8 protein-coding genes are annotated in these 13,192 nt (G+C 37.7%); all 8 read right to left on the bottom strand.

Features of this window, described 5'->3' with window-relative positions:
- Window positions 1-7: 7 nt before the first annotated feature.
- Window positions 8-2,644, bottom strand: a complete 2,637-nt coding sequence (locus ACM6F9_RS12675; protein ID WP_414846051.1) for a TonB-dependent receptor — start codon at window positions 2,642-2,644, stop codon at window positions 8-10.
- 208 nt (window positions 2,645-2,852) lie between these two features.
- Window positions 2,853-3,713 carry a carboxylating nicotinate-nucleotide diphosphorylase gene (gene nadC / locus ACM6F9_RS12670; protein WP_414846050.1) on the bottom strand — a complete coding sequence of 287 codons (861 nt, stop codon included), beginning with the start codon at window positions 3,711-3,713 and terminating at the stop codon, window positions 2,853-2,855.
- A gap of 12 nt (window positions 3,714-3,725) precedes the next feature.
- Entirely contained in the window at window positions 3,726-5,297 is a 1,572-nt protein-coding gene (gene nadB / locus ACM6F9_RS12665; RefSeq protein ID WP_414846049.1) for an L-aspartate oxidase, read from the bottom strand.
- Between the two features lie 31 nt (window positions 5,298-5,328).
- Window positions 5,329-5,955 (bottom strand): NAD(P)H-dependent oxidoreductase, encoded by a 627-nt coding sequence (locus tag ACM6F9_RS12660; protein WP_105700562.1) that lies wholly within the window; start codon window positions 5,953-5,955, stop codon window positions 5,329-5,331.
- Between the two features lie 121 nt (window positions 5,956-6,076).
- On the bottom strand, window positions 6,077-8,335 hold the full coding sequence (locus tag ACM6F9_RS12655) for a gliding motility-associated C-terminal domain-containing protein (RefSeq protein WP_414846048.1): 2,259 nt from the start codon (window positions 8,333-8,335) through the stop codon (window positions 6,077-6,079).
- 162 nt (window positions 8,336-8,497) lie between these two features.
- Window positions 8,498-10,756: a lectin-like domain-containing protein gene (locus ACM6F9_RS12650; RefSeq protein WP_414846047.1), complete on the bottom strand. Its 2,259-nt coding sequence runs from the start codon at window positions 10,754-10,756 to the stop codon at window positions 8,498-8,500.
- A gap of 164 nt (window positions 10,757-10,920) precedes the next feature.
- Window positions 10,921-11,397: a ribonuclease HI gene (rnhA, locus tag ACM6F9_RS12645; protein WP_414846046.1), complete on the bottom strand. Its 477-nt coding sequence runs from the start codon at window positions 11,395-11,397 to the stop codon at window positions 10,921-10,923.
- 69 nt (window positions 11,398-11,466) lie between these two features.
- Complete coding sequence (gene dnaB, locus ACM6F9_RS12640) at window positions 11,467-13,053, bottom strand: replicative DNA helicase (protein ID WP_047376434.1); 1,587 nt, start codon at window positions 13,051-13,053, stop codon at window positions 11,467-11,469.
- Window positions 13,054-13,192: the final 139 nt, after the last annotated feature.

The raw sequence follows: 13,192 nt of genomic DNA, 5'->3' as shown, positions 1-13,192 counted from the left end.
GATATTATTAGAATCTGTAAGAAAGCGATGCTGCCCAAGTTCTTCCGAATCCGAAGTAAACACTGTTAGCTGTATCCAATCCTTTGTAAGTTCCTTTCGTTTTATCGGTAACAAATATACTAGATCTCAAGTCAGAAATATAAGTTGTGTCAAACAAGTTGTAAATATTTCCTGTGATGATCAATCTATTTCCGTTTTTCAAGTTGAATGTATAAGAAGCTCCTACATCTGTTAAATTGTAGGATGGTGCCTTTAATGAACCATTTTGAGCCCCTGCTGGAGTTACTCCAGGTGTAGTAATAATATAGCTATTATTAATACTAAAAGTTCCGTACAAATTATCATAATATCTCCATGTCGCAAAGACATCCAAATTTTTAACAGGTTTCACTGTTGCACCTATTGCTGCAGTAGTTTGTGCTGCATCTCCAACTTTCATCCCATCTAAAGCTAAGGTAACTCCGTCTACTCCGTTTGTAGTAATTGGATCTCCGTTTACGTCAGCAATCCTTCCTGTTGGGTTGTTTTTATATTTCCAGTTTCCTATAGAAAGCATTCCATTGAACTCTAACCAGTTTAAAGGCTTGTAGAATGTCTCTAATTCAACACCCATATGCACTTCTCGTACACCTGTTAAACTTGCGGTACCATTTGTACCTGTAGTATTATCAGGATTAGTATAAGTAATACCTGTAACACGAACAAATCTATCTTTCCAATCTGTATAATATGCATTTACGTTTGCTCTGAATTTTCCACTTTTGAATCCATAGCCAATTTCAGCTGAGGATACTTTTTCGTTTCTTATATCTTTGTTTTCGATTTGTTGATATAATGAACCGAATGTTTTTGTTGGCAAGTTATAAGGGAAAATAGCATTTTGATTTGGTTGTTTAGAATAAATACCAATATTTACGAAAACATTGTGCTGTTCGTTGATGTTATAATTTAAACCAGCTTTTGCATTATATCCGAATCTAAACTTCTGATCTGTAGTTCTGTTAACTTCTTGTCCTTGTTGTAAATGAGAAGCAACTAAAGTTGTTCCATTATAAAGATCTGCTGTTCCTACCCAGTTGTCAATTCTTTGGTTACTTTGCTCAGATGCCGAACCTTGAACAAAAGCTGAAATTTTGTCATTTGTATATTCTAATTGTCCGAATACTCCCCCCCAAAGAACTCTACCATCATAATTTCTGTATACAATTTGCGATTTGTCCTTTATAGCAGTTGCAAATGGGTTTGCTGAAGGTGCAGCATTATATGATTGTGTAACAGTATAGTATGGGTATTGATTGAAGTTTCCTGCTTCACGATATTCTTTGTTTCCTAAGAAATCAGTAACAAGACCTGGATGATAACCATAGTAATATCTTGCGTCTATACCTACAGAGAAGTTCCAATTATCATTGATCTTATGCTGGAAATTGGATAGAATTCCATACCAGTCGTGTGAATTTACACTAGCTCTTCTAGTAATACCATTAGAACTTGTCCCAATAAATGGAGTCTTGTTATTTGCTCCGAAATCGGCAACTGTTTGTCCTGTGTTCCAAGCATAAATATCATCAAAACGAATTAAACCGTCTGCTGTTTTTGGTAAAGCATTGATACCTTTTCCATTGATAGAACCTAAAATTCCAGTTCCACCACCTCTACCCCAAGATGCATATCCTACCGTAGATAATTTTGATTTTTCAGAAATATTCCAGTCCCAGTTGATAGATGCAACAGGCTTACTATAGTAATTTACAGATTGTGAATATTGTTGACCATTTAGGTATCCCCAGTTAGAGTTGTATTTTCTGTTTGGTTTATCAGATAAAACACCATCTAATCTTCCATCACCCATATCTAAATCAGTTGCGATGGTATTATTAAATGTTTGGTTATGCCATTGTGGAGCTCCTGTAAAAGTAAATTGGAAATCGTGTTTTTTATTTGGTTGGAAACCTAAAGCGAAGTAATAGTTGTATGCTTCAAAATCTGAACCGTCAATGTACATTGCTCCAGCTGTTCTACTCATCAAGAATGAAGTTGACCATCCTTTTTCCGATTTTCCGGTATTGTAAGAAAATAAAGTTTTAAGGTAGCCATCATTACCAAGCCCCAAAGTTACATTACCTTCTTTCTTTTTATCGGCAGCTCTTGTAATGATATTAACAGTACCTCCAACGGAAGCAATTGCTAATTTAGAAGCTCCTAGACCTCTTTGTATCTGCATTGCAGAAGTTACATCAGAAAGGCCAGCCCAGTTAGACCAATATACTGTACCTCCTTCCATGTCATTAACGGGAACTCCATTAATCATTACTGCAGTATTAGAAGTATCAAAACCTCTTATATTCATACGCCCGTCTCCAAAACCACCACCGCCTTTTGTAGCATAGATGGAAGGAGTTGTTGATAAAATTTCAGGAAATTCTTGGTTACCCAATCTTTGTACAATTTGAGCTTCTTTGATTGTTGAAACTGCTACTGGAGTTTTTCTATCTTTAGCGATATCAGCAACACCAGTTAATACAACTTGTTCAATATCATTGGATTTTGTTTTTACAGTATCCTGAACTTGTTGAGCGTAATAAACACTAGCTGTAGATAAAGTAATAACCGCAGATAGCATCGATTTGTTGATTAATTTCATAATCGTTAGTAATAGTTAGATTTAATTTTCTGCAAAATTCGCAAAATAAAATTTAACTATTATTAACTCAATGTTAATTTTTAATCAGTCTTAATAATGTTAATATGTTGAATATCAGCATTGTGGTAAAAAATTGAATTTTTGTATGAAAAAAGTCATGTTATTAAATTTTTAACAAAGTGGGGGTGTTTTTGTTAAAAATTCAACGCTATTTCACTGCTTTGAGACTCAAATCTATATTCTCAGCAGAGTGTGTAAGGGCTCCTGCAGAGATAAATGTTACTCCTGTTGAAGCAATTTCTTTAAGCATATCCCGGGTGATTCCACCTGAAGCTTCAGACTCGCATGAACCGTTGATCATTTTTACAGCCTCCTTCATGGTTTTTACATCCATATTATCAAGCATGATTCTGTCAACTTTCGCATTGATTGCCTCCTGAACTTCTTCAAGGTTTCTGGTTTCAACCTCTATTTTTAACTTTTTCTTATTCTTTTTAACATAGTCCTTTGCCATTGCTACTGCATTGGTGATGCTTCCGTTGTAGTCTATATGGTTGTCTTTCAGCATGATCATGTCATAAAGACCATATCTGTGATTGGTTCCTCCTCCAATAGCAACAGCCCACTTTTCGCACATTCTGAAATTTGGCGTGGTCTTTCTGGTATCTAAAAGTTTAGTTTTTGTACCTACTAATCTTGAATCCCAATCGTGGGTAAGGGTTGCAATACCGCTCATTCTTTGCATGCAATTAAGAACAAATCTCTCCGTAGAAAGAATAGATCTTGCACTTCCCATTACAATAAGGGCTACGTCTCCAAATTTACAAGGAGTTCCGTCTTTAATGAAAACTTCAACTTTTAAATTTTTATCAAAAGTGTTGAAAATAATTTCAGCCAGCTCAACACCTGCAAGGATGCAGTCCTGTTTAACTAAAAGCTTTGCACTCTGTACAAGATCCTGCGGAATAGTAGATAGGGTAGAGTGATCACCATCCTGAATGTCTTCTTCAAGTGCACTTTTTATGAATGTCTTTAATGCTTTATCTGTAACGTATGCTGGTCTTTTCATTGTATGATGCTTTTAGACTAAATCTTTATTATAAAACGCTCCCTTGTTCTCTGTCATTTCCATAGACTGGGTAATGATGAGGTGGGCAACGGTCGTTAAGTTTCTTAATTCTGAAAGTTGTGGAGAAAGAATGGAGTAGTGGTAGATTTCATCCACAGCCGCCGCAATCTCCTGATGTTTCTGCAAAGCCATATTCAGACGTCTGTTGCTTCTTACAATACCTACCAGATCACTCATCATTTCCTGAAGTTGTTTTCTTAGGTAGCTCACGATTACCATTTCGTCCATGATTTTCATTCCTTCTTCATTCCACTCCGGAACGGCTTTCAGATCATCAAAGTTGAAATTGTTTTCATTCAGAAGGGCGACTGTTTTCATAGCGGCATTGTGTCCAAAAACGAGACCTTCAAGTAATGAATTGGATGCAAGCCTGTTGGCGCCATGAAGTCCTGAGTTGGTACATTCTCCTACGGCAAAAAGATTTCTTATAGAAGACTGTCCGTCTCTGTCTACTTCAATTCCTCCCATTAAGTAATGGCAGGCAGGAACCACAGGGATTAATTGAGTAAATGGATCAATTCCTTCGTCTTTGCATTTTTTATAGATATTCGGGAAATGTTCTAAGAATTTTTCATGATTCATTTCCTTGCAGTCTAAACCGACAAACTCGTCACCGGTAATTTTCATTTCGGCGTCAATAGCTCTTGCAACAATATCTCTGGAAGCAAGTTCTTCACGCTCATCATATTTATGCATGAATTTTTCGCCTCTTTTGGTTCTTAATTTTGCTCCGTCTCCACGAACAGCTTCTGAAATTAAAAACAACATTCCATCCATTTTGCTGTACAAAGCTGTTGGGTGGAACTGATAATACTGCATATTGGAAACCATTCCTTTGGCACGGGCTACAAAAGCGATTCCGTCTCCTGTGGCAATGGTTGGGTTGGTAGTATTTTTATAAACATGTCCGGCACCTCCTGTGGCAGCCAGTGTTATTTTTGAAGTGATTTTCTTGATTGTTTTGGACTTTTCATCCAGAATATAGGCACCATAGCAATGGATGTCTCCTTCATTAAGTTCTTTTCCCGGAACGTGGTGCTGTGTAATGATATCAATGACATAATGATGGTCAAGAATTTCAATATTCGGGCTGTTATTGGCTGTTTGCAGTAAAGCACGTTCAATTTCAAAACCTGTGATATCTTTGTGGTGGACAATTCTGTTTTCAGTATGTCCTCCTTCTCTTCCTAAAGCAAATTTGCCGTTCTTCATATCGAACTGGGCACCCCATTCTACAATTTCGTTGAATCTTGCAGGAGCTTCTCTTACAACCATTTCTACAACATCGCGTTTGTTTTCTCCGTCTCCGGCACGCATGGTATCATCAATATGCTTTTGGAAATTATCATTCTGAAAATCTGTAACGACAGCCAGACCGCCTTGAGCATATTTGGTATTGCTTTCGTCTTCGTCAGATTTTGTTACAATAATGATTTTCGCATCAGGGAGCTGTTCAGAAACTTTAATGGCATAGGAAAGTCCGGAAATGCCGGAACCGATTACTAATACATCCGCTTTTATCATATGCTTACTTTAGGTACAATCGTTTAAAATATTAAATAAATTTAAACAATTTTTCGTTTGGTTTTCTTACTTTTTTCATGTGCTGGAAGAGGTCTTCTTCAGAACGGTAGCCTAAAGCGAGGGTAACAGTTACTTTTTCTGCTTCAGGATTGATATCTAGAATTTCTTCTATCAGTTCCTGACGGAAACCTTCCATGGGGCAAGAGTCTATATTTTCAATAGCAGCAGCATACATAAGATTAGCTAATACTATATAAGACTGTTTTTCTGCCCAATTGAAAATTTCATCCTGTGTCTTTTGTGTAATATGTTGATTAATACTGTTTCTAAATGGATCCAGTTTTTCAACAGGAGTATCTCTTACTTCAGAAATATGATTAAAATAACCGCGGATATAGTTCTCTTCAATGATTTTCTTGGAAATAATAACAATAAGATGAGAACAAGTAGAAATCTGAGAAGGATTATAGAAAGCCGGAATCAGTTTCTGCTTCATTTCCTCACTCTCAACAATCACAATTTTATAGGGCTGAAGTCCCAGTGAACTGGCAGACAGTTTTCCTGACTCAAGAATGTTGTGAAGAGTTTCCTGAGGAATAATCTGATGGTTGAATTTTTTTACAGAATATCTTCTGCTTAAAGCTTCCAAATAATTCATAGGACAAATTTAAGAATTGAATATGAATAAAGAGGCTTTAAAATGAAATATCTCCTGCCTGTTTATACAAAAAATCACCCCGGCTGGCGGGGTGATTCTTTTGATGTGACGGAAAGTGTAATTATTCTCTGTTTTTTACAACAATCCACCCTGAGAATTTTATCGGAGTACTGTTTTTATTATTTTCATTCCATGAAACAGAATACCAGTAATTTCCAGTAGGAACTTTTTTGCTTCCATTAGTGGTACCTGCCCATTTGTAGCCATTGGTTTTATCTGCCTGGAACATTTTATAACCATATCTGTCGAAGATGGCTATTTCCAGATTTTGTTTGTTGGCTAATGCAGAATAATCAACAAAATCATTAATACCATCATCATTAGGGGTAATCACATTGATAAGATTAGGAACCGTAATATTGATTTCAACAGGAATACAATTATACCCGTCTCTTACATATACTTTAGCTTCTCCTCTGGCAATGTTGGTAAATATATTGGAATCCTGCCAGCTAATATTATCCATAGAATACTGATAAGGAGGAGTCCCTCCATTGGCATATACCGTTACTGTACTTCCTGAAATATCAACAGTGGTAATAACCGGATTGTCAGAAGGGTATACGGTTACTTTCTGTGTAGCGATACAATCTCCGGTTTTAAGTTTTACCCAGTAAGTACCAACCCCTACATTCTTGATAGACTGAGTGGTAGCTCCTGTACTCCATTCGTAGCTTTTGAAACCGGCTCCTGCATCTAATGTTGTTGTGTTTTCAATACAGATCGTCTGATCATGCAGAGTTCTTGAGAAAACAGGAGGGATTACGGTTAATGTAACTTTAGCAATAGAATAGCATCCGTCTGCACTGAATACTTTAATATAAACAACTCCGTTAGGCGCAATGTATGCAGCTGGGTTGGCTATTGCGTTGGTCCCGCTGATCGCATCTGTTAATGAAGGATAGTATTCTTTTGTAAGTCCGCCTTGAGAAACAACAGCTCCCAAAAGATTGAAAGAAGCCATAGATGGATTGGTTTCAATAAAGCACGATTTTATTTCGATATCATTGACAACTACAACGGGATAAATGTTCAGGGTAATTTTAGATGTACTTACACAACCTTGAGGGGTTGTTACTTTTACGTAGATTGTAGCTGCTGCCGAAGCATAAGCGGAAGGATTAGTAATCTGGTTTGTGCCATTATTCAGATCATATAATGTAGGGTAGAATTCCTTGGTTACTCCGGCAACAGTTGTGACAGTTGCTGTGTTAAGATCAAAAGTTGCTGTTCCGGCATTGTTATTATTACATCCGGTAAGGCTGGCATCTGTTGCCGCAAATGGAGTAGGGTTAAGCTGAATAACTCCGTCACCATTATCACAAAGAGTAGAGGTAGGATCTTTTACAACCACCTTAATGGTAGTATTTCCTGAATACTGGAAAGCTGCAGGATTAGCAATAGGAGTTGAACTTCCCAATACATAATAAGTGAAAATATAATTTCCGGGATTATTTACAAATTGAGAGTTATAAGAAGTAAGGTCTACTGTGCCGTTCCCTGTAGCAGGATTTGTACATACGAACGGACTGATTGTATTGCTTAAAATAGGAACTTTATCTACAAATACTTTAACGTCTTTAATAGAATGTCTCGCACTGGCACCTCCGGTTGCAGCAGAGAAGCCAAAATATCCCTGTGACATTCCTACGGCGCCTCCGGAAGGGGCAAAAGACTGATCTACAATAAGTACTCCGTTGATTCTTACTTTGATAATCCAGTTTGTAGGATTGGTAAGATCTGTTTCTCCGTTTACTTCAACGTGCCTGTAAGTGTCTCCTACAAATGGTTGAGTAGCAATAAGGTCCGGGGAGTGGAATGTACTTCCCGGAGTAGTATTGTATTCAATGTTGTTACCTGCTGTATTATTAGTTCCGTAAAGAATGTGAACTTTACTCATCTGGCCTTCGGTGGTATTGTTGAAAATATCAAAACCAACCATCAATCCTGAAGCATTGGCAGGAATACCTAATCCTCCTCCGGATACAAAACCTGTTGGTGGATTAGCAAGATACCAGAAGGTAAAGCCGTCTCCTTTTCCAAACTGTGTGGTTCCATTTCCGTCAATTCTGAAGTCGAATTCCACTTTCCATTTATCACAATAGCTCAATGTGATTGGGGTGGATAATTTTACCGCTCCATATTTGCTGGTTTGATCTGTTGTAAGTCTTACAAAGTCTCCGCTTACGATAGCATCAGAGACAAGATCCCAGCCCGTTGTATTTACAGGGTTTCCGGTAAGTTGGTAGGTTTGTGAAAATAATCTTCCCGGCAAGCATAATAAGATAGTCAGTACAAAAATGAGTATATCTTTTTTCATAGTGGATGGATTGTGATGTTATACTTAATCTTAGATTTAAAATTGTTTTTTTATGTTTGAGTTGGTGATAAAAAGCAATATTAATTCCCAATCTCTGATTGGGCAGATCCTTTTTTTTAATACCGAAACTACCCCAAATGAGGTAGTTTCTGATAGTAAAATTTATTCTCTGTTTTTAACCAATACCCAGCCTGAGTATTTAGTTTCAGTATTGTCTTTATTGTTTTCGTTCCATGAGATGGTGTACCAGTAAGTTCCTGTAAGAACTTTTTTACCGGAAGCGGTTCCGTCCCAAGTGAAGTTTCTCATTTTGCCGGCTTCGTACAGTTTATTACCGTATCTGTCATAGACAATGAAGATGAGGTTTTTCTTGTAAGCAAGTGCTGAGTAGTCAATGAAATCGTTTACGTTATCGCCGTTTGGTGTAATGGCATTGATCAGATTTGGTACGGTAATCTGAACTTCAACAGGTGTACAGTTGTAGAAATCTTTTACATAAACTCTTACTTCTCCTCTTGCCAATCCGGTAAATACATTGCTGGTTTGCCAATTGACACCATCTAAAGAGAATTGGTATGGAGGAGTTCCTCCTGCTGCATTCACTGTTATTGTGTTGTTGTCAATGTCAATGCTTGAGATTACTGGGTTTGCAGATGCTTTTACATTGACGATTTGCGTAGTGATACAATTTCCGGTTTTAAGTTTTACCCAGTAAGTTCCCACTCCTACATCTTTAATAGATGAGGTAGTTGCCCCGGTGCTCCATTCGTAGCCGTTAAATCCAGGACCTGCATCCAGATCTGTTTTTTCGCCAATACAAATAATTTTATCTTTCAGAACAGAAGATGTCACAGGCGGCAATACAATAAGATTGATTTTGGCAATATTAAAACATCCGTTGGCATCAGTAACTTTTGCATACACAGCAGTACTTGTAGATAAATACTGAAGAGGATTCATGATTTCATTCACTCCGTCTAAAGCATTTGCTATAGAAGTGTAATATTTTTTTGCGGCACCAGGTCCTAAAGTGGTAACGTCTGCTGAAGTTAAATTAAAAATAGCACTGGTGATATTATTTTCAATAAAACATGACCTTAGAGTAGCTTCTTTTACAGGAGTATCTGCATAGAATGCCAATGTAATTTTTGCAGAGCCTGTACACCCCTGAGGGGTTGTTACTTTTACATAAACCACTCCGGGAGCAGATATGTAATTGTCGGGGTTTTGAATCTCATTCGTATCTGCGTTGAGGTCTGCCAGCGTTTTGTAATATTTTTTAGTCACTCCAAGAACGGTAGTGACAGGAGCCGTATTTAGATTGAAAGCGGCAGTTCCTGCTTTGTTGTTATTACATACCGTAATGGTTTTATCTTCTGCCTTGAAAGGTGCCAGTACCAATAAAATTTTACCGTCCGGATTATCACAAAGCAGTCCTGCATTATCTTTAATAACAACGGTAACGGTTGCGTTAGCATTGAACTGGTAATTGGTTGGATTAGCAATAGGCGTCGAACTTCCAAATGGATAATAAGTAAATGTATAATTCGAAGGGTTACTTACAAATTGCGAATTGAAAGTAGTCAGGTTCACAGATCCATATCCTGTTGTAGGATTAGGGCAGAAAGACTGGGTTGCTGAATTCTGTAAAATAGGAACTTTATCAGTATAAATTTTTACATTTTTAATAGAGTGTCTTGATCTGGCACCTCCTGTAGATGCTGAAAATCCAAAATATCCAACGGTCATTGAAGCAGCCGTGCCTGAAGGAGCAAAAGACTGATTACAAATTACATTGCCATCTATGGTTATTTTGATAATCCAGCTGGTAGGAGCGGCAGGATCTACCTGAGCTGTAACTTCTACGTGTTTGAAGGTTGCTCCCTGGAAAGGTTGTGTGGTATTAAGGTCTGGTGAGTGGAAGGAGCTTCCCGGAACATTGAAGAACTCAACGTTATTGGTGTCGGTTGTATTTTGAACCTGTCCGTAGGCGACGTGCACCTTGCTCATTGTTGCTGTTGTAGTATTGTTGTAAGTGTCAAGCCCTACAACAAGTCCTACTGCATTTTGAGACACTCCAAGACCGGAGCCTAATACACTTGCAACAGGGGGGTTAGCCAGATACCAGAATGCTATTCCATCTCCGTTTGAAGTTTGGTTGGAGTCCATTCTGAAGTCGAACTCTACCCTCCATTTGTCACAATATTTTAAGTTGATTGGGTCATTCAGCCTGATAGAACCAGATTGGTTGTTGGTATCTGGGGTGAGCTGAATAAAATCTGTGTTTACCTGGGTAGGGGAAACCATCGTCCATCCAGTAGTTGTTACTGGGTTTCCGATAAGCTGATAAGTCTGAGCAAAGGACTTCCCGGCTATACAGAGTAAAAAAACAGATAAATACAATAATAGATTTTTATTCATGTAAATGGGACTTAGATTAATGCGTAAAGATATTAAATCCCAATTAAATAATATGTATTTAATGTTAAATCTGTTAAAAATTTTAATTATTTTTTAATAAAGCTTATTTCTTCTGTTGAAATGGTAAATATTGAGCAGAGGTTTTGGATTTGTTTTAAATAAGACTAAAAGAGAGAATTGGAGTCAAGTCCTTCAAAATAGGTGTCAATTTCAAGATCTGCGGAATTAGCTGCTGCAACGGCAAGCTTGTCGCAGAGCTCATTTTCAAAGTGACCTGCATGCCCTTTTACCCAATGCATTTTAGGTGTGTGTTTATTATAAAGCTCAACGAATTTTTTCCAAAGATCCGGATTCTTTACATTTTTCCAGCCTCTTTTGATCCATCCTGTAATCCAGTTTTGATTAATTGCATCAGATACGTACTTGCTGTCCGTATACACATGGATTTCATTTTCTGTTGATTTCAATTTTTCCAGCGCAGTAATGACGGCCAGAAGTTCCATTCTGTTGTTAGTCGTTTTTCGAAAACCTTTGGAAAATGTTTTCTGATAGTTTTTTTCAGGAACGCGCATGAGAATTCCATATCCTCCTTTTCCAGGATTTCCGCTGCAAGCCCCGTCGGTATAAATTTCGATTCTCAAATCTGCTTTTTAAAAAATTGAATGATTGATTGTAAAATTACATTGAGTCAGGTTTAAACCTTGATTGTTTTAGAATGGAAAATCATCATCGTCATCAAAGTCATTCATTGAGGAGCCGGAAAGTTTTGAGCTGTCCGGAAGGTCAAATGCCGCCCCTGGCTGAATGGTTGTTTTAATTTTGTCGAAGCCGCTCGGTTCTCCAAAATTGGAAGGGTATCCACCTCCGGCACCGTCCATTGCTGCTTCGATATCCCCGAATTTTGCAAAATGTTTTAAGAAAGATAATCTGACATCTGCTGTAGCACCATTTCTGTGTTTTGCAATAATCAGCTCAGCCTGGTTTTCCGTAGAAGTTTCCTGTCCTTCTTCATCATTATCCCAAACGGTAATTTTATAATATTCCGGTCTGAAAATGAAAGATACGATATCCGCATCCTGTTCAATTGCTCCGGATTCCCTCAGGTCAGAAAGCTGAGGTCTTTTTCCGGGACGTGCTTCCACGCTTCTTGAAAGCTGTGAAAGAGCAATTACCGGAACGTTAAGTTCTTTTGCGATGGCTTTTAATGAACGTGAAATCATAGAAATTTCCTGTTCACGGTTTCCAACTCCTTTTCCGCCGCTGCTTCCTGCTGTCATTAGCTGAAGGTAGTCGACCATGATGATTCTTACTCCATGCTGCATTACTAATCTTCGGCATTTTGCACGGAAGTCGAAGATGGAAAGGGAAGGAGTTTCGTCAATATATAAAGGAGCGTTTTCCAATTCAGATACATTGGAGAATAGTCTTTGCCATTCCTCATCATCTAAAGTTCCTTTTCTTAATTTCTCAGAAGAAATCCTTGTTTCAGAAGCGATCATTCTGGTGATCAGCTGTACAGATGCCATCTCGAGAGAGAAAAGAGCCATAGGGACTTTGTGTCCTACTGCAATATTTCTTGCCATAGAAAGAAGGAATGCCGTTTTACCCATCGCGGGACGGGCTGCAATAATAATAAGGTCAGAATTCTGCCATCCGCCGGTTTCCTTATCTACATCTCGAAATCCTGAAGGAACCCCTGAAAGTCCCTCTTTATCTTTTAAAGATTTAATAGTGTCAATAGCCTGTTTTACCAATGAGTTGGCAGTATCAAATCCCTTCTTAATCGTTCCGTTCGTGATTTCAAAGAAGGATTGTTCTGCTTTGTCTAAAAGTTCAAAAACATCAGTTGACTCTTTGTAGGAAGAATCAATAACATTGGCAGAAACATTGATAAGGCTTCTTAAAATATATTTTTCAAGAATAACACGAACGTGATATTCAATATGGGCAGATGAACTTACTCCCATTGTCAGATCAATGATATAATGATCACCGCCTGCCTGGCTTAGTTTATCTTCTTTTTTTAAATTCTGAATGATGGTCATTAAGTCTACCGGTTGGTTTCCTTCATAAAGCTTCAGGATGGTAGAAAAGATGACCTGATGTCTCGGATCATAAAATACTTCTGGGGTAAGAAGGTCAATGGAATGGTCAAGACCTTTTTTGTCAATCAAAAAAGTTCCGATAACAAGTCTTTCAAAATCCACTGCATTGGGAGGCATTTTTCCATCCGCAATAGACAATTCTTTTGCAAAGTTTCCGTGTGTCAGGGATGATAATGTTTCTTTCTGCGCCATGTTGCAAAGATAGTTTATTTAAAAAATAATAAAAAAATAGTATTCAACAAATTATTAGCAGTCTTTCGAAAAATGCTATAGACAGGAGGTTGGTTGTGTTGATAAAAAAAATCACCCCGTTCTGAGGTGATTTTTTTAA

This window comes from Chryseobacterium sp. IT-36CA2 (assembly GCF_949767875.1).
Lineage (GTDB): Bacteria > Bacteroidota > Bacteroidia > Flavobacteriales > Weeksellaceae > Chryseobacterium.
Note: the sequence above shows the minus strand (reverse complement) of the source record. Positions and strands in the feature narration are given on the sequence as shown.

Excerpts from the sequence above, each read along its gene's own strand:
- nadB (WP_414846049.1), bottom strand. The coding sequence starts at position 5,297 with ATGATAAAAGCGGATGTATTAGTAATCGGTTCCGGCATTTCCGGACTT.
- nadC (WP_414846050.1), bottom strand. The coding sequence starts at position 3,713 with ATGAAAAGACCAGCATACGTTACAGATAAAGCATTAAAGACATTCATA.
- ACM6F9_RS12660 (WP_105700562.1), bottom strand. The coding sequence starts at position 5,955 with ATGAATTATTTGGAAGCTTTAAGCAGAAGATATTCTGTAAAAAAATTC.
- ACM6F9_RS12655 (WP_414846048.1), bottom strand. The coding sequence starts at position 8,335 with ATGAAAAAAGATATACTCATTTTTGTACTGACTATCTTATTATGCTTG.
- dnaB (WP_047376434.1), bottom strand. The coding sequence starts at position 13,053 with ATGGCGCAGAAAGAAACATTATCATCCCTGACACACGGAAACTTTGCA.
- ACM6F9_RS12675 (WP_414846051.1), bottom strand. The coding sequence starts at position 2,644 with ATGAAATTAATCAACAAATCGATGCTATCTGCGGTTATTACTTTATCT.
- ACM6F9_RS12650 (WP_414846047.1), bottom strand. The coding sequence starts at position 10,756 with ATGAATAAAAATCTATTATTGTATTTATCTGTTTTTTTACTCTGTATA.